The 19,436-nt window shown below is 41.1% G+C and carries 12 protein-coding genes and 1 CRISPR repeat array; of the genes, 10 read left to right on the forward strand and 2 right to left on the reverse strand.

What is annotated here, in order from left to right; all coding sequences use genetic code 11:
* The first annotated feature begins 483 nt into the window (after positions 1-483).
* The 5 genes from J5A56_RS01740 (at position 484) to J5A56_RS01760 (ending at position 8,716) form a co-directional block, all read left to right on the forward strand.
* Positions 484-1,533 (forward strand): DUF6383 domain-containing protein, encoded by a 1,050-nt coding sequence (locus tag J5A56_RS01740; RefSeq protein ID WP_021672792.1) that lies wholly within the window; start codon positions 484-486, stop codon positions 1,531-1,533.
* Between the two features lie 320 nt (positions 1,534-1,853).
* A complete protein-coding gene (locus J5A56_RS01745) occupies positions 1,854-3,554 on the forward strand; it encodes a putative transporter (protein ID WP_021672793.1) in 1,701 nt (566 codons plus the stop codon).
* Between the two features lie 239 nt (positions 3,555-3,793).
* Positions 3,794-7,333 carry a DUF5112 domain-containing protein gene (locus tag J5A56_RS01750; protein ID WP_021672794.1) on the forward strand — a complete coding sequence of 1,180 codons (3,540 nt, stop codon included), beginning with the start codon at positions 3,794-3,796 and terminating at the stop codon, positions 7,331-7,333.
* 26 nt (positions 7,334-7,359) lie between these two features.
* Positions 7,360-8,085, forward strand: a complete 726-nt coding sequence (locus J5A56_RS01755) for a DUF5932 domain-containing protein (RefSeq protein ID WP_021672795.1) — start codon at positions 7,360-7,362, stop codon at positions 8,083-8,085.
* Complete coding sequence (locus J5A56_RS01760) at positions 8,075-8,716, forward strand: hypothetical protein (protein ID WP_021672796.1); 642 nt, start codon at positions 8,075-8,077, stop codon at positions 8,714-8,716. The genes J5A56_RS01755 and J5A56_RS01760 overlap by 11 nt, the downstream gene beginning before the upstream one ends.
* Positions 8,717-9,412: 696 nt before the next feature.
* Positions 9,413-11,849: a CRISPR direct-repeat array (repeat unit 37 nt; unit sequence GTCTTAATCCTTGTTCTAATGGAAGATACTCTCGGAG).
* 169 nt (positions 11,850-12,018) lie between these two features.
* Here the strand turns inward: J5A56_RS01760 and nrdG are convergent.
* Positions 12,019-12,504, reverse strand: a complete 486-nt coding sequence (nrdG, locus tag J5A56_RS01765) for an anaerobic ribonucleoside-triphosphate reductase activating protein (protein ID WP_021672802.1) — start codon at positions 12,502-12,504, stop codon at positions 12,019-12,021.
* A 751-nt stretch (positions 12,505-13,255) separates the two neighbouring features.
* Here nrdG and J5A56_RS01770 point away from each other — a divergent pair.
* The 5 genes from J5A56_RS01770 (at position 13,256) to J5A56_RS01790 (ending at position 17,430) form a co-directional block, all read left to right on the forward strand.
* Positions 13,256-14,599: a lipoprotein 17-related variable surface protein gene (locus J5A56_RS01770; protein ID WP_021672804.1), complete on the forward strand. Its 1,344-nt coding sequence runs from the start codon at positions 13,256-13,258 to the stop codon at positions 14,597-14,599.
* Positions 14,600-14,772: 173 nt separating this feature from the next.
* A complete protein-coding gene (locus tag J5A56_RS01775) occupies positions 14,773-15,237 on the forward strand; it encodes a MaoC family dehydratase (RefSeq protein WP_021672806.1) in 465 nt (154 codons plus the stop codon).
* A gap of 250 nt (positions 15,238-15,487) precedes the next feature.
* Complete coding sequence (locus J5A56_RS01780) at positions 15,488-16,003, forward strand: MarR family winged helix-turn-helix transcriptional regulator (RefSeq protein WP_021672807.1); 516 nt, start codon at positions 15,488-15,490, stop codon at positions 16,001-16,003.
* Between the two features lie 530 nt (positions 16,004-16,533).
* Positions 16,534-17,016 (forward strand): hypothetical protein, encoded by a 483-nt coding sequence (locus tag J5A56_RS01785; RefSeq protein WP_036918885.1) that lies wholly within the window; start codon positions 16,534-16,536, stop codon positions 17,014-17,016.
* Positions 17,017-17,046: 30 nt separating this feature from the next.
* Positions 17,047-17,430, forward strand: coding sequence for a hypothetical protein (locus J5A56_RS01790; RefSeq protein ID WP_021670953.1), 384 nt, complete (start codon positions 17,047-17,049; stop codon positions 17,428-17,430).
* Positions 17,431-18,005: 575 nt separating this feature from the next.
* Here J5A56_RS01790 and J5A56_RS01795 read toward each other — a convergent pair.
* Positions 18,006-19,415: a zinc ribbon domain-containing protein gene (locus J5A56_RS01795; protein ID WP_021670954.1), complete on the reverse strand. Its 1,410-nt coding sequence runs from the start codon at positions 19,413-19,415 to the stop codon at positions 18,006-18,008.
* Positions 19,416-19,436 lie beyond the last annotated feature (21 nt).

Genomic DNA, 19,436 nt, shown 5'->3' on the forward strand with positions numbered 1-19,436 from the left:
AAACTCGACAACCAAACACAAGGGGTATCTCGGCAATCATGCCCTTCCTTTGGGGAAGGGGGGTAAGGGGAAAGGGGCAGTTGAGGAAGAGACCGATCGAGGAGGTGCCGCTTATTCATAAATTAATTTCCTGTCATTCCTGTCACTTATAGAGGACACTTAACTTGTTATATAATAGTTAGATACACAAAATGTTAAAAATGACAGCAACTTATAACAAAACTATTCTTTGATTTTAGATGATAATTTATCTCTTTTTGGGGATTATTTTTCCCATAGTTTGGAAGGCTTTATTTATAATAAGCTTATTGTGCACCTATTTCCTAACTTTTCTACTGAGCCCCTGGTAAGTCAGTTTACTTCGAGTGGGGTGGCAATGGTAATGTCACACAGTATACACTTAGAGAAACCTATAAGATTTTCCAAGCTAAGTCAAAGGCAAATACAAAGGTACGTGTACTTGTTGCTGAGGCTGATGATAAGGTGAAAGTCTTCAGTGTTGCAAACGTTAAGATGACTGATGTAGACCTCACTGGTTTGAAGGGAGCAAAGCTCATTGCTGTAACTCATACTGGACTGACATCAGTGAAGCTTCCAGTAGCACCAAATCTTACCGACTTGAATCTTGATGGTAATGAGTTGACAGACCTTGATTTGTCTCCATTCCCAAGTCTTACATCAGTTTCCCTGATTGGTAATAAGATTAAGACATTCGACTTATCAAAGGCACCAAATCTTGGTATCGCATACCTCTCAAGCAACAAGATGAAGGAAATCAAACTTGATAACCCTAAGCTTTGGAACCTTGATTTGAGCGATAACGATCTTGAAAACGTGTCACTTGATAAACTTCCTCAACTGGAGCAGTTGTGGTTGAATGCTAACAAGTTGACAAAGGTTGACGTGTCAAAGAATACCAACCTTAGAGTTCTCAACGTTGTTGGCAACCGTCTGAAGTTCTCAACAATGCCATTGCCAAGCAACAACGGTAAACGATTTGACAGATATTCTTATAATCTTCAAGCACCAATCGACGTTAAGTGTGTTGATGGTAAGGTTGACCTCAGCTCAGAGGCTGTCGTAGGCGGTGAGATGACAACCTACCACTGGTTTGTTGGTAATGTGAAGTATATTGATGGTGAGTTGCAAGGTGAGAAGTTAGACGTCAATGATGAGTACACTGTTGAGAATGGTGTAACTACATTGAAACTCACCCAGCCAATCACGAACCTTGTTTGTGTGATGTCGAACGATAACTTCCCTAATGCTCTTATCTACACAAATTACATCGCATTTACACCTGACCCAACAGGCATTGATGCAGTGACTGCAGATAAGGATGTTAAGATTCACTTCCTCGATGGTGCAATCAGCGTTCTTGGTGCACAGAATAGCACAGTTGCTATCTACTCAATCGATGGTAAACTCGTTTACCAAGGTAAAGTTGCTGACGATAGCACACGCATATCTCTTGCTCGTGGTACCTACATCGTACGTGTAGGAAACAAAGCCGCAAAGATAAGCGTTAAATAAGTAAGAAACAAAACGAATAAATATTTCCCCGTTTGTTGTAGAATAAATATTCATCAACAAACGGGGATATATTTTATACAACCTCATATAAACAATTCTAAAACGCGCTAAATATAAGGAAAACGCATATTATTAACAAAAACAACTAACATTGTAATTTACACAGCAATCCTACCATTGGTAATAATCCCACAAATATTTTTTCAGCAGGTAAATAAAAAAGTAACGTACACAAAAACCGAGGTTTGGTTAAAATTCGTCATAAAAGATTAGTTTATATGCCTTTTAATCCTTATCTTTGCACAGAATAAATAATACTTATGGACTGGTTAATTGATATTTTTTCGGCAGAGAGACAGGATACGGTAGCCCATATAATGCTATTGTATTCTATTGTTATCGCCTTGGGTATCTACCTTGGCAAGATTAAGATTGGAGGTATTTCGCTTGGTGTTACCTTCGTGTTGTTTGTGGGCATTCTTGCTGGTCACATCAAATTCACAGGACCTCTCCCCGTATTGGGTTTTGTGCAAGACTTTGGATTGATTCTCTTCGTCTTTATGATTGGTCTTCAGGTAGGACCGGGTTTCTTTGAAAGCTTCGGCAAAGGCGGACTTAAACTGAACATACTATCGTCGATAGCAATTCTGCTCAACGTCCTCGTGATGTTTGCCTGCTACTTTATTTTCTTTGACACGAAGGATAGCACGAACCTCCCAATGATGGTTGGTACACTCTATGGTGCTGTTACGAACACCCCGGGTCTTGGTGCTGCTAACGAAGCACTACACAGTGTCTTCAAGAATGGTATGGACTTTGACATTGCTTCAGGTTATGCGTGTGCTTATCCTTTAGGTGTAGTAGGTATTATCAGTGCAACTATTGCCATCCGCTATATCTGTAAGGTAAACCTCCAAAAAGAGAATGAGAAGCTGAATGAGGAAGAAGCAGAGAACCCTCATGTAAAGCCATATTCTATGTATTTGAAGGTACAGAACGCTTATATCGCAGGACGAACCCTCAAAGAAATATCCGAGTTCCTCAATCGTGACTTCGTTTGTACACGTATGATGCACGATGGAGTATTGTCCATTCCAACCTTAGATAACGTATTTGAGTTAGGTGACGAGATTCTCATAGTCAGTGCTGAGGGTGATGCTGAGGCTATCCGTGCCTTCATCGGTCCAGAGATTGAGGTAGACTGGCACGAGGAAGACCAGCCACAGCAGTTGGTAAGCCGCCGTATCGTCATCACCAATAGCAAAATTAACGGTAAGACATTAGGCGATATGCACTTCCGCTCAGTATATGGCGTGAACGTAACACGTATCAGCCGTCAGGGTATGGACCTCTTTGCAGGTCGTAACCACCGCTTTATCGTGGGTGACCGTATCATGGTTGTTGGTCCAGAGGAGAACGTAAACCGTGTTGCAGCAATGATGGGCAACTCAGAAAAGCGTCTTAATGCACCAAACATTGCTACCATCTTCGTGGGTATCATCGTAGGTATCATCTTTGGAATGTTGCCAATAGCAATTCCTCACATGCCTGTACCTATGAAGCTCGGTCTTGCAGGTGGTCCGTTGGTTATTGCTATCCTCATCGGCCGTTTCGGTTATCGTATGGGACTTGTGACCTATACAACAACCTCGGCTAACATGATGTTACGTGAGATTGGTTTAACTCTCTTCCTTGCCTCTGTAGGTATCAAGGCTGGTGCTACCTTCTGGGATACTGTTACACAGGGAGATGGCTTGAAATATGTATACACTGGTTTCATCATTACGGTTATTCCAATCCTTATTGTCGGCACTATTGCTCGTCTGAAGTATAAGTTCAATTACTTTACTATCATGGGTATGCTTGCTGGAACCTATACTGACCCACCAGCATTAGCTTATGCTAACTCAATCTGTGTAGGTGAGACTCCAGCTGTAGGCTACTCAACAGTTTATCCGCTCAGTATGTTCCTTAGAATTTTCTTAGCGCAGGTAATAGTCCTCTTCTTCTGTTATGCTTAATACAGAAATAAGATAGAAAGCAAAACGATTTGGGTGCATCAGAATTCTGATGCACCCAAATCTGTTTGTAGCCTCATCCGTAACGAACGAGGTGACGAGTGAACAAGTAGCTTGTGCAATAAATAAATCAGACCGTAGTAATCATAATTATGAATTGTGAATTACATAATATTTGAGAAAAGTTTTGTATATTTGCCTTTGATTTGTAGATGAGCAATGGCAAAGGCTATATAAAGTAGATGAAGAGAGCAAAGACATACTGTATAATAAAGGGATGGGCAGCTTGCCTATTCCTTCTGTTGTTTGCTGCATGTAATACGCCACATGTACAGGAAGTTGATGCTGATAACGACAAGGCTTACGCTTTACATTATCGTAATCTCGACTCCGTTAAATTCTATGCGAATAAAGCCTATCACTTAGCAGAGCGCTATGATGCAGGAAAGGCGGAAGCATTGAACAATCTTGCTTTCGTTGACTTGATGAAGATGCGCTTTACTGCAGCTTATGCCAAGCTCGACTCAGTTCTTAAAATCACAGATAACCAAGTTGAGTTGTTAGTTGCTGACATCCAGTTTATGCGTCTTTGTCAGCGTGAGTCACTCAATAAGGAGTTCTACGATTACTATGAGAAGGCACAAAAACGACTTCATCGTATTGAAGAGGATGAGAACCTTTTATCTCCTCGCCAGCGTCGTCGTATGATCTATGCACGTTCTGAGTTTGCTATCGTCACATCTACATATTACTATTATGTAGGCTTGGAGCAACCATCTATCAAAGCACTAAAACAGATTAACCCTGACGGAGAGATACAAACCGACCTGGCACAGCTCTTAGCTTATTACTATAATATCGGAGCCGGTGGCATCATCAACACAAGTACGCAAAAAGCCATAGAACAGAAAGAGTTTGAATATCTCATACGTTGTTACATGCTTGCGAGACAACACAAACTTCCTTACTGGGAAGCAAACTCATTGCAGGCTATCAGCGAACTGATTCTGAACGATAAGACTCGGGAGACGTTGATACACGATAATCTTCCTTCTTTTCAATATATCAATCTTGAACACATGCCTGAAAATCTCCTTGCAGGCAACTTAGCACTACGTTCACTCCATATCTTCCGACGTTATGGTGATGTCTATCAAACAGCTGGTTCCTATCGTACCTTGGCGTCATGCTACTGGCATATAAAGGATTACCGCTCTGCGATTATCTGTTTGAACAAAGCTCTACACAACAATCCAGCTATAAAGCAGGCACCCGACCTCGTTGCATCTATCCGTGAACAACTTAGTGTGGCTTATTCGGCAATAAACAACAAGCAACAGAGTGATTACAACCGTAACATCTATCTTGACTTGCAGGACGAAACGCGACAAGACAGATACCTCACATCACGTGCTGAACAGTTAGAGCGTACCTCACAACAGCTGAATCTCATCATCTTAGCCGTAGGACTCTCTATCGTCTTCGTACTCGCTTCCCTCTTCCTCTTCCATTATCTTCGTCGAAGAAAAGACACACAAGGCTCCTTAGACGACCTCCTCCTTCCACTTGAACAGTGGCGTCAACACAACGAACAACACATGGCGAAGTTAGCGGAACAGTATGAAGAAATCTCTGAACAACTGCATATAAACAAATTACATCTCACGGATAACAAGCGTAAGAACCTTGAACAACGGGCAAAAGTTTCGCTTGTAAACAGTGTTATCCCACTCATCGACCGTATGTTGCATGAGATTGAGAAGCTCAAAAAGGGTGGTGAAAGCGAAGCAGTGAAAGCTGAACGTTACACTTATATTCGTGAGTTGACGGATAAGATTAACGAACTAAACTCTGTTCTCACAGAGTGGATACAGCTCCGACAAGGAAGACTATCACTGCATATTGAGAGCTTCCCTGTACAACAGGTGTTCGACATCGTGAAGAAAGGACGTATGGGTTTCCATATGAAAGGAATAAAACTACGCGTTGATGACACCAAGGCAGTTGTCAAAGCCGACCGTGTCCTGACACTTTTCATGGTCAATACCTTAGCTGATAATGCTCGTAAATTCACTGAGAAAGGTGGTGAAGTGACGATTACATCTGTTGAAGAACCCTACTATGTTGAGATATCTGTTACTGATACAGGCTGCGGACTCACTGAGAAACAGCAGTTGCATATCTTCGACCATAAGCCTATCTACGACCAAAAAGACAGTGCTTCGCATGGTTTTGGACTGATGAACTGTAATGGTATCATCAATAAATACAAGAAGATTAGTCAGATTTTCTCTGTTTGTGAGATTGGCGTAGAGAGTCAGCGAGATAAGGGAAGTCGTTTCTTCTTCCGTTTGCCAAAGGGTATCAGTCGTATTCTGCTCGCCTTCTTCCTAACGACAGCAACCTTGTTGACGGCTCAAACCCGACCAGTTAGGATCACCGATAAGGCAACAGCCCTTGCAAAGAAGGATTATAACACGCTTGCAGCCATCTATGCCGACTCAGCTTACTTCTCGAATATCAATGGTGCTTATAGCAAGACATTGGCTTACGCTGATACTTGTCGCTACTACCTTAACCAACAATATCTAAAGCTCTGCCCAAAGGGAAAGGAACTAATGAAGCGACTTGGCAGTCTTCCGAATATTCCAGCAGAAATCAAATGGTATCATGATAGTATTCCGATGAACTACGGTATCATTCTCGACATACGTAACGAGAGTGCTGTGGCAGCATTGGCACTACATGAGTGGGACCTCTATAAATACAACAACTCCGTTTATACCCACCTCTTCAAAGAGCGTTATGCCGACAATTCATTGGGAGAATACTGTCGAATGATGATGAAGTCGGAGACGAATAAGAATGTGGCTGTTGCCCTTCTCGTACTCTTCCTACTTTCCATCTTCCCCGTTTATTACGTGATGTATTATCGTCATCGTCTCTCTTATCAGTTCTGCTTGGAGCGTGTGAAGCAGATTAACACCATCCTCCTCAGCGATGTGAGCGAAGAAAACAAACTTAAAGAGGTGGAAAAAGGGGTCAGCGATCGCTTCCCTGTACGATTACTTGCCATCGTCAATCAGATTAAGGAAGCACTCATCGCATCTGTTGAAGAGAACCAGAAGAGCCAGACAAACATTGAGATGCTTGAAGATGAGGTGCGTTGTGTGGAATATGAGAATGAGCGTTTATATATCAGTAATAGCATTCTTGACAACTGTCTCTCAACGCTCAAGCATGAAACGATGTACTATCCGTCACGTATCCGACAGCTTGTTGACGGACCTGACCGACAGCTTGAGGCTATTGACGAGTTAGCAACCTACTATAAAGAACTCTATCAGATTCTTAGCCAGCAGGCAATGAGCCAGGTAGAAGCCGTAAAACTCATATCACGTCCCGTGAATCTCTCGATAGTAGTAAGTTCTACAAAGCTAACAAAACCATTTGTTTCACCACTCATCAGTGGCGACCCAGTCTTCCTTGCTTATTTATTTGACATATTATATCTTATCAATAACAACCAACCACTAACGGTCACAGCCGAAGAGCATCAGCCTGGCTATGTAACCTTACATATCCTTATCTCTACGCTGAACCTCTCTGATGACGCATGCCGTGGCCTCTTTCAGCCTTCTGCCGACCGTTTGATGTTCTTCATCTGCCGACAGATAGCACGTGACAATGGTGAGTCAACCAATAAGCGTGGCTGTGGTATTTCAGCCGTTGAGACACCCAATGGCGTAAGAATAGATGTGGTCTTGGCAAAAGCTAATTAAGAAACAAAATAAAACGAAACATACCTATGGAGAATTTTAGAGTCATTATCGTTGAAGACGTACCATTGGAATTAAAAGGAACAGAGGGTATCTTCAGAAATGAAATACCTGAAGCTGAGATTATCGGAACAGCTGAAAACGAAGTCGCTTATTGGAAACTAATTAAGCAGAGCCTCCCCGACCTCGTCCTACTCGACCTTGGATTGGGTGGTTCAACAACAGTGGGCGTAGAGATTTGTCGACAAACAAAACAGACTTACCCTAACGTGAAGGTGCTTATCTTCACGGGTGAGATACTAAATGAAAAGCTATGGGTCGACGTTCTCGATGCTGGTGCCGATGGTATCTGCCTGAAGAGTGGCGAACTACTGACACGTGGTGACGTGGCGAGTGTCATGTCGGGCAAGCGTATGGTCTTCAATCAGCCTATCCTCGAAAAGATTGTAAGCAGATTTAAGATGAGTGTGAGCAGTCAGTTGATGCACCAAGAGGCGATGGTCAGCTACGAGATTGACGAATATGATGAGCGTTTCCTTCGCCACCTTGCACTCGGTTATACCAAAGAACAGATTACCAACCTGCGTGGTATGCCTTTCGGCGTAAAGAGTTTGGAGAAGCGACAGAACGAACTCGTACAGAAACTCTTCCCTGATGGAAACAATGGTGTGAGCGTCAACGCCACACGCCTTGTAGTACGTGCATTAGAACTACGTATTATTGACATTGACAACCTCCATGCTGATGAGGAATAAGTTAGGTTATATTGTTTTAGTGCTTCTCATAGTCCAGTTAGCACTGATACTGCTCTCATGGCTTATAACGGCAGCTTTTCCCGAGCTTCCTATGCGTTCTATGCTAAGTAGTGAAGGCATCAGATGGTTCTTTGGGTCGTTCGTCAGCAACCAATTGTCGCCCCTGCTCATCTATTTTATTATGATAGTGATGGCAGCGGGAGCCTGTGTTCGTAGCCGACTCTATACGACCTTTTGTGCGATGCTATCCAACATGAGAAGCCACCTAACAAAATCCGACAATCACTATAAAATCCTCTATCGCGAGAAAGTAGGTCTGCGCATAGCATTGTTTGAATTTATTGCTTATGTGATTGTGATGCTCCTTCTTACGACTGTTCCCCATGCAATTCTCCTGAGCGTGACGGGACAGCTATTCCCCAGTTCCTTTTCATCCAGTTTTATCCCCTCCCTATCGCTGATTATCATTATCATGTCGCTTAGCTATGGTGTGGCAAGCGGTACGATTGACAGCGTAGCCAAGATGCACAAGGTCCTTGTTGGCGGTCTGGAGGTTGGTTCAAGACTTGTTCCTACCTACGTTATCGGCATCCAACTATATATGTCTATCATCTATGTGTTTATCTTATAAATATATGGATATAACTTTGATTACCACTTGCTGTCATTTTTAACATTTCACGATAACTCATTGTAAACTAATAATATAAACGATTATTAGAAGTGATAGGAATGACAGGAAAGTTGTTTTAGACCAAATTAGACCTTATATCATTATATATAAGTTCCGAACCGTAGTATTTGCTTTTATTAATCTTAAGGTGGATTTGGCTCAAATTGCCAGTTCACTCAAGTGTTATGTCTACATAACTCCTTCGCTCACTCTCGTTTTATTCTCGAACAGAGCTAATTAATAGAAGCCACCTAAAAAACTAAATCGTACTTCTCACCAAGATATTTTGCTTATTTAATAATCTTGGTTTGATTAACAGTCGGCTTTTCCTATACTTCCCATCTTATTCCCCCTTAAACCATTTTTTAAGAGGAGTAAACTTAACAACATCAGAGATGATAGGCACATAGCATTCACCACCCATCTCTACCCTCCCCCATCATGTTACCACAGAGAATTACTCTCTAAATGAATAAAAAGAAGATTGATTACTTTGCAATTACTTGAAAGGTAAAATCTCCCGTTATAAAAATCATTTGCTACCCTCGAAGTACGCACCCTTAATGACGGACACAAAGTGTTCTGAGGTAAATCCTTGTTTTAATGGAGGATACTTCGGAGCGACGGAAAAACACTCATTCATTATCACACTGTGTCTTAATCCTTGTTCTAATGGAAGATACTCTCGGAGCGAATACAACAAGGTTCGTTGTACTCTTTCACTCTCAGGTCTTAATCCTTGTTCTAATGGAAGATACTCTCGGAGAGATTGGTAAAATTAAACCAGCAGCTACTTTGGTGTCTTAATCCTTGTTCTAATGGAAGAAACTCTCGGAGTCGGAGAACATTAAAATATATAACAGATAAAACAGGTGAGTCTTAATCCTTGTTCTAATGGAAGATACTCTCGGAGATGGCGAAGACAAAGGTTTTGCCAAAATGGTTGTGTCTTAATCCTTGTTCTAATGGAAGATACTCTCGGAGCATTCTATTTTCCCTGTTCCATCTAATGTAGACACGTCTTAATCCTTGTTCTAATGGAAGATACTCTCGGAGACATCATTAACTAAACGAATAAGAATTATGACAGTAGTCTTAATCCTTGTTCTAATGGAAGATACTCTCGGAGCATAAGAGCACTGTCTAATCTCTACTTTACTTCACGTCTTAATCCTTGTTCTAATGGAAGATACTCTCGGAGATTGTAAACATTTACCCATCGTTCTTTAACAAGAGGTCTTAATCCTTGTTCTAATGGAAGATACTCTCGGAGCGCACTAACTTTCCTCGATACTCTACGCACACTGCGGTCTTAATCCTTGTTCTAATGGAAGATACTCTCGGAGATAAGGTAGAACTTTGGAGCCGTAATTCTCATGGGTCTTAATCCTTGTTCTAATGGAAGATACTCTCGGAGAATCGCATGATAAGCGAGGAAGTCGACACTGATGGGAAGTCTTAATCCTTGTTCTAATGGAAGATACTCTCGGAGAGATTGGTGTAACAATCAACCTCAAGTCATTACCAGCTGTCTTAATCCTTGTTCTAATGGAAGATACTCTCGGAGAACAATTTTTCAGTTACAGGTTACATCTGCAAAGAGTCTTAATCCTTGTTCTAATGGAAGATACTCTCGGAGCTTGATAAGTCAGGTAACCCTGTGATTCGCAGTACTATTTGTCTTAATCCTTGTTCTAATGGAAGATACTCTCGGAGCTTACAACGTAAGTATGAAATCTTACTATACTGTGTCTTAATCCTTGTTCTAATGGAAGATACTCTCGGAGTGGAAAGAACGCTAAAAGAAAGAAGTTGTAGTATTACGTCTTAATCCTTGTTCTAATGGAAGATACTCTCGGAGAGGTTTCCCGAAATAATTATAAATTCATAAACAACAAAGTCTTAATCCTTGTTCTAATGGAAGATACTCTCGGAGCAGTATGATTAAAGTTTGCGTATGCTTAGTTGTAGTCTTAATCCTTGTTCTAATGGAAGATACTCTCGGAGAATATTATGACAAGTATTAGAGAATCTCTTTCAAGAGGTCTTAATCCTTGTTCTAATGGAAGATACTCTCGGAGAACTCATCAAGAATGGTGCTAAGTCAGTAAAAGGGTCTTAATCCTTGTTCTAATGGAAGATACTCTCGGAGAGCATAACATTCAGTATTATTAATAGTACTTTAAGTCTTAATCCTTGTTCTAATGGAAGATACTCTCGGAGAAGAGTTATTTGCTGCATGCAAAGAGTGGTTGGTAGTGTCTTAATCCTTGTTCTAATGGAAGATACTCTCGGAGCTTGTAAAAACTATGAAGGAGAAGTTTTAGGCGTCTTAATCCTTGTTCTAATGGAAGATACTCTCGGAGTCTGGCGCATCGACTGGTGAAGAGGAAACAGAAGAGTCTTAATCCTTGTTCTAATGGAAGATACTCTCGGAGGCCTTCTCCTTCTTAGCAGGAGTAACAGCGAAGATTTGTCTTAATCCTTGTTCTAATGGAAGATACTCTCGGAGAGAATACGAGTCTGATGGTGTAACGATGAGCGAAGGTCTTAATCCTTGTTCTAATGGAAGATACTCTCGGAGTAAATAACTATGAATAGAAAAAGAACTTTAAGTGGTCTTAATCCTTGTTCTAATGGAAGATACTCTCGGAGCTGTAGAGAAATACGAAAACGTGTTCTTTGAAGGTCTTAATCCTTGTTCTAATGGAAGATACTCTCGGAGCAAAAGAGAAATGACGGTTAGGCGTGTATTGTCTTGTCTTAATCCTTGTTCTAATGGAAGATACTCTCGGAGCGAGTCTGATGGAACTATAATGAGCGAAGGGTTTGCGTCTTAATCCTTGTTCTAATGGAAGATACTCTCGGAGTAGCTGGTAGCTTTGTAAACTCTACTGGCGACTATGTGTCTTAATCCTTGTTCTAATGGAAGATACTCTCGGAGGCTAATAGTCAGCACCAAAAGGGAAATGAGCGTGCGTCTTAATCCTTGTTCTAATGGAAGATACTCTCGGAGTCGAGTAAAAAAAACAAAAAAACAATAATAATGATATGGTCTTAATCCTTGTTCTAATGGAAGATACTCTCGGAGAGCAAGACCTACGAATCCTTTATTTCAGAGGTTTTGATAATAATAAGACCTACCAACTTAGTTTTTGTTAACACAAATTAACCGTCTTAAAAGCGAGTGCAAAGGTAGTCATTTTTTTACAGAATGTCAAAGAGCGCAGACTTAAATTATCTTAATCAAAGACGGGTTTTTATAAACTCTCGCCAGCTTGTGCCTTCCAGAAGCGGGAGGTGATATCCTCAAAGCTGCCATCAGCACAGCGACGATACATTCGCTGATTGGTGCAAGGAGAATCTAAACCACCGAGGTGGCGGAGATAAGGTCCGACTTTGATATAATCGAAGCGTTGCTGATTGATGAGCGGAGAAATAGCTGTGCGCCCTGTATACCACCCTATTTTCAGTCCTGCATGATGACATCGAATGTGTTCAGCGAGCCTGTCAACTTCTTCAGCATCGGCATCGCCTCCCATAAAGCCCACACACGTTATTGTGTCTTCCATCTCAAGAATCAGTGTAGACAATGCCTCTGTCGTCAAGTCTTCTCCCCTATCTGCCCAGAGAAATTGACTATGGCAGCCAGGGCAGCGACACGGACAACCCGACACGTTGATGGCAAGCGTCACCTCATCGGGAAACTCCTGAAAAACAATATCTGTATTGATATAACGAAGCATCGTTGTCTAACTCTTTTATGAAAAGCATTCAAGTTCAAAGGACTATCACCACCTGCATAAGGCTGCGACCTCTCCTTTTGAAAATATTTATTCTTAGCTACAAAGATACAAAGAATGTATCAAACAAAACAGACTTTATCTAAAAATCTGGCTCTATAAGGAAATGGATAGTGTTTGACCCGATTAGAATAAAATCTATTGTAAGCATAGAAAGAAGTTATTTGTTCAGTTTTGTTTTTAGCGTTTTCACTTTAGCCAACGAAATAGGATGTTTTAAGGTCTCAACTCATACTATGTTTGTGAATGTTTACCACCATTTGCTATGGTGCGAATGCTCTGCACGCGTTGTGCGGAGGGTTAGCACATATGGTGCGGAGGGTTAACACCATATGTGCGGAGGGTTAAATTCATTATGCTATATGGATGACAGGGGATGAATTGTGAGCAAAACGTTGTAATACTAAGATTAAACAGGAGGTGTTTTGGCAGTTTGAAACGTCACGTTTGAGCGTAATAGTCTTATCGCTCGCCAGCGCATACTCCTTAGCATACCGTTGCTAAACCATTCATAGTTGAACTGTTTTCCTCTTTAAAAAGAGAGAAAGATGATTGTATTTCAAGTTTTTTTATTATCTTTGCATTCGGTTCTTTGCGTGCAACAAAGTCCCGATGCTTTTACATCATTATTGCAAAGGTTGAGAACGGGGAGCGAAGGCACGCCATTTACAAATTAGAGACAGGATAATAATTAATGAGAAAATTTATTTTTGCGGTAGCTATAGTATTGCTTTTTGCCGCTTGCGGAGGCGAGGACAACTCATTGACGCCAACGCCACCAACAGTAGAGAAAGTAGTTGAAGTAACGACTGATGACATTGTAAAGTTCTTCAATCTTGATAAACAAATGAACGTTTATCAAGCAACGGAAAAGGCAAAAGCCGACTTAGGAAATAAAACTGTCAATGGAAAGCAGCTGAACGTTACGAGTGTGAGTGTGGTGAAAAGCGATGAAGAACAGGGAACGTTTACGTTGAGAGTTACGGGTAATAGCGGTGGCAAGACCTTCACTAAGGACGTAGATTATACTGGTTTCGCACAGAAACCTAATGATTATGCGATGGCTTCACGTGCTGTTGCAAAATGGAGAGAGGGCGTTGACTATCTGAAAGACTTCGATTTCGATACACTTTATCGTCTGAAGGATAATAGTAAGTTCACTGCAGGATATATGCAGAAGTTTATTGACCTTTCGTCTTCATCTGTTGGCGGAAACAATCAATACACCTTTACTCCAGCCGATTGGGCAAACACAACAATTAGCGATGTACGCTATGATGGTAGTGCACATTCTGGTCATATTGCATTCACGATTACCTATAAGGGTAGAAAGGGTAACATGGGCAATAGTTCGCCGAGCGTAACTTTCGATAAAAACTTGTATTATGCAAATCTTGTAACAGCTAACACTGAGGAAGCAAGCAAGTACTATATGCGTGGTGCTTATGAGCATGCTGATGTTTTCTATACTCATCTGCTTAAGTTTGATAGAGATAAGTTTATTCCACTACGCAAAGGGACGAGCAGGGACGACAACTCAAACTCATTAACTTACAACATTAATCTTGTTGCAAATGATGGGCATGAAACCGAATTGGCTAACTTTCAAGTGAAAGTAACAGGCTTTAAGCCGCTTTCTGCCTTGAATGATGAACTTATCATTGCAGGCAGTGCAGCAACGAATGAGTTCTTTAAAAAGCACTTTGCCAATAAGGCTAATGGTGATTACACCGATAAAGTGAAGAGTTTATCACAGCAATTATGGTTTGATAAAGTACAGATGACATTAATGCGTAATGGGGAAAACATTATGCTGTATGCTGACAAGGTAAAAAGTGAAAATGGTAATTTTAAGGTTACAGCTTGGGTTCCTAAACACAATCCTTTGGCATCTGACATCTTTTTCTTAGAACCTCGTATTGAGGTGTTGAGTGCCGCTAAAAAGGGCAGCGTCCTTACAATCAAGTATAAACTTGTTTTTGTTAATGATGCGACCATAACTGGAAGTAAAGAGCGTACTCTCGAGGCGCACCTTTAGTTTGATTACCTGATCACACTTGCTGTATCAATTTGGGCAATTGGAAAGTTTTTTGTACTTTTGTGCATCGAATGATAGGTTATCCTTTCCACCTTATATATATAAAGAGGGAGAAGAAGGATGAAGAAAAGCTACCATACGTAGTAATGTAGAAATTACACGCAACAAGAACTATGGCAAAATTAACAGTAAACAATTACGAAGAGCTTGCTGCCCGACTGGGTGAGAAGCTTGGTGAGAGCGAGTGGTTACTCGTTGACCAAGAGAGAATTAACCTCTTTGCTGATGCTACGCTCGACCATCAGTGGATTCATGTTGACACAAAGCGTGCAGCAGTAGAAAGCCAGTATAAGAGCACCATCGCGCATGGCTATCTGACACTTTCGTTGCTTCCACACATGTGGCAGGAGATTATCGAGGTTAACAACCTCAAGATGATGGTCAACTATGGTATGGATAAGATGCGCTTCGGTCGTCCGGTCCTCGTGAACTCACGTGTTCGCCTTGTAGCCACACTCGATAGTATTGAGAACCTTCGTGGTATCTGCAAGGCTGGTATCAAGTTCCAGATTGAGATTAAAGGCGAGCGCAAACCAGCACTTGAGGGTATTGCAACTTTCCTTTATTACTTTGAATAAGTAAGATAAGAACTTCTAAATAATCCGTAGGCAGTCATAGACAATTCGTATCGTTTATGGCTGCCTATGACTGTTTTCTGTCATTAAAGCATTGTTTTAGCCATACAAATAATGTTAAAAGTAGACTTATATCATTAACGATAAATGCAATTTATTGTACCTTTGCAGTAAGAATAGATTTTCAGGTAACACATTGAATAGGACATACTTCACAATTTAGAAGTTATCAAAAACATTAAGGAATCAAAGTATGGCATACAACCAACTAAAACTGCAGAACCAACTCTGCTTCAGATTGTACACAGCGAGCCGCTTAGTTACTCAAACTTATTACCCATTCCTTGAGGACTTGGGGATTACCTATCCTCAATATCTCGTGCTAATGGCTCTGTGGGAAGAAGATAATCAGAAGGTGATGGAACTTGCTCACCGTCTTTATCTTGATTCAAACACTATGACTCCACTCGTCCAGCGTATGGCACAAATCGGTTTGGTTGACCGTGTGAAAGGTGAGAGAGACGGAAGGGAAACCTACGTGTCGCTTACCAAACATGGAAAAGAACTACAAGAGAAGGCTAAGAATATCCCTTCTTGTATGGTTGAGAAACTCTTTGAGAACAATGAAGAATTTGCTCAATTCAAGGATATTGCCGTAGACCTCGACCACCTTATTGCTCGTCTTTCAGGACAACGTACTAAGGAAAAGGAGGCTGTGATGGCTAAGATGCGTGAGGAACGCTTAGCGTCTAAAAAGAAAAGAAAGTAAACGATAGCCTTTAGCAAACAAGGGGACAAGGGGGCATTCATAATTAATAATTCATAATTCATAATTATGATTACCACCATTTGCTGTGTTTATTGTTACAAGCAACACGTCAACTTGTCAACTCGTCAACTTGCAAACTTGCAAACTTGCAAACTTGCAAACTTGCTGTGTTTATTGTTGCAAGTAACTTGTTCACTCGTAAACTTGTCAACATGTCAACTTGCAAACTTGCAAACTTACTGTGTTTATTGTTGCAAGTAACTTGTTCACTCGTAAACTTGTCAACATGTCAACTTGCAAACTTGCAAACTTGCAAACTTGCTATGTTTATTGTTGCAAGTAACTTGTTCACTCGTAAACTTGTCAACATGTCAACTTGCAAACTTGCAAACTTGCAAACTTGTCAACTCAATTTTCCTTTCTTTTCTTGCTTATTCTCTATATTTTTCATACTTTTGTAACGTGTCATAATGCGGTTGTGTCAAAGCAATATGAGCAATTGCAAGTATAGCATAAACGAACGAAAAAATATGAAAAAGATACTACTCTTACTCACTACACTCCTCTTTACAATAGGAGTGCATGCACAAAAAGACGTTGTCTCGGTGGCAGATGCAATTAAAATCTTCCAAGCAAAGACGCTACAAGTGGGCAAACAGGTGTTAGAGAAGCAAGGTTATAGCTATAAAGGAGTTTCCTCTGACGAGTTCGGAAAAGATTATAACTGGGTAAAGAACATGAATTTAACCAGTGACTTCCTACCAACTGCAATGAAACGTGGTAACTCCAGTATGGTACTCTTGGCGCAAGATGGTAAGACAGTCTATATCTATGTCTTTAACCGTATGGCTTTCGCAGGCTTACAGACACAGGTAAAGGCACTGGGATACGACATGGGTAAGGCTGTGAAAGGCGACAAGAGTACACTGATTTGTACGAAGGATAACCAGCCTACAATTAGTTTTCTGACACTCCAGCAGCCTCTCCCTTACTGCGTTCAGATAACTGAATAAGGAATAAGACAAAGGAAAGAAAAGAAAATAATGAAAAAGAAACCAACCTATAAAGTCCCTGTTTCCATCTGTGCGATTGTATTAGTGGTAGGTGCAATCGTACTTGCTATTCTTATGGAAACACGTGAGATGGCACCTCCTCGTAAGTATGAGGTGGACATGTCGGGTGAGGTTATCGGCATTGATAACGGTCCGAAGATTCCTGTGTTGACAAAGGAAGAAGAAAAAGAGGTAGAAGTGAAAGAGGTAAAGAAAAAAGAAACCCCTAAAGAAGAGACTTCAGAATCAGAGAAAACCGAAGAACCAGAGGCTCCTGTCATTGTTCCTAATGTGCCTGAAGGACAGACAGAACCTGTTGTGAAGGCTCCAATGCCTGAGATTAAGAAGCCTACAATTGATAAGATTGAAAACTAAGTACTTATCTAAGTAAATTGTGTCAACAGCAAAATACCACTTTGATAAGTTCATTGTTTTAGACAAAATGATAAATCAAAGACCCTTTCAAAACTCGTCATCGAGTAGAGAAAGGGTCTTTTTGGGTGAGTAGGAAAAAACTGTTACAAAGGGTTTCTCGGTTATCCCCCTCCCTCTTTGGGGAGGGGCTGGAACCAGCAATTAATTTTCCTGTCATTTCTGTCATTTCTATTAAACACTTAACTTGTTATATCACAGAAAGATATACGAAATGTTAAAAGTGACAGCAAAACGGAAACAAAACTATTCTTGTATTTTATGTGATAATTTCTCTCTTATTTGGGAACACTTATCATTCCATAGTTTGGAAAGAGTTTTTTTATAATTAGCTATTTGTGTACCATTTCCCCACCTTTTTCCTACTGAGCCAAAACACTTTGGCAAGTTCATTATTCAAGACAAAATGATAAATAAAAGACCCTTTCAAAACTCGTTATCGAGCAGAGAAAGGGTCTTTTTATCTTTCCGTTAGCCACATCATTGGTCCAGTAGGAAAAAGAGATGAGATTAGTATATTACCATCTGACTTGGGTTATCCTACCATTTTTGACTGTTGCCGTGATAACATAGCTACGCTTTGACTTACCTCCTTTTCGTTCAATGTCAAGCGTTGCAGGTATCTTTACTCGAACTTCTGCACCAGCCTCATTGCTCTTTTTGCTTACCTCTGCTGGTGAACCAAGTCGCCAATTAAGCGTCTTGACATCAGCCTGATAAAGTTTATCAGTCATATAACGACGGATGTCTTTTGCTGTTGAACCGCCTGCTCCGAGGAAGTTTAATGATGGAGCAACAGCACCGGCAATCTTATCGTTGCTCTTACTATTAATACCTTGCAAGAGTTGGCGTACAGCAGCAACGGCTCGTGTGCGTTCCCCTTCCGATACTTTTAACTCCACAGGCTCTTCCTTTTCTGCTTGTGCAGGGGAAGATGATGCCATCAGACTTTTCAGTTTCTCATCAGCTTCCCTGCTGTGGATGCCGTTAGGATGTTGTGCCTTATAGCCGAGAAAAGCATCCTCATTGTTTTTAGCAACAGCTTGTGCCCAATCCATCTCGTCAATTTTGGTTTCAAACTCGCCACGATATTTTGAGTCTGGGTACTTCGCAATGAACTGTTGTAGCACTTCCTTTGAGTTGCTGGTCAATGCAACAGACAAGTCATTATTGGCTTGTTGCATCGTCTGTGTGGTTGTTGACAACTCCTTTAGGCGTGCTGACACACTGTCACGATGTGCTTTAGAGGCTGTTGGATTTTCCTTGAGATAATTCTTTAATACCGTAGGCTCGTTGCTACTAATTGCTTGTGCAAAAGCCTCCTGCTCGCTGTTAGCTTTGCTGATACCCACGCCTTGGTTATAAAGGAAGAGCAATACGGCAGCAGTGATGGCAGCGATGAGCAATGAAACAGCCAGTGAAAGATGGTTATTCTTGTCGGAAGTGTTCGCCTCCTCGTTCTCTTTGCCCTCTACAATTGCCTCAGCATTCGCAATCACCTCTTCATCAGCATTGTTGTCAATGATGAAATCGGCATCAACAGCCTCATCCTCTATTTCAGACTTGCGTAAAGAATCTTGTATTTTAGCGTTGTAGTTATCCCCTTCGTTCTCTTTTGCTTCCTGTGTAGGGATAATCACATCCTCATTTTCAGTTGCGTCTTCCTTGTCAACAGACATAAGTACAATGGGTTCCTGCTCGTTACTTTCGTTAGTAGCCCCATCAGTGTGGTGCTCAGTAGTAGTTGCGGAAGACTCTTTATGGCGTTCCGTATGATGACAATTCGGACAAGATGGCTCCTCTTTGAGGTATAATTCACTGCAATAAGAACATTTAATGATATGTCCGGCAATCTCTACACCGCAGCTTGGGCATACGGGAGCCTTATCGCTCACTTGATGGCCACATTCAGGACATTTGATGATCATTTATCTAATGTAAGATTATAG

Origin of the sequence: Prevotella melaninogenica (genome assembly GCF_018128065.1) — a bacterium.
Lineage (GTDB): Bacteria > Bacteroidota > Bacteroidia > Bacteroidales > Bacteroidaceae > Prevotella.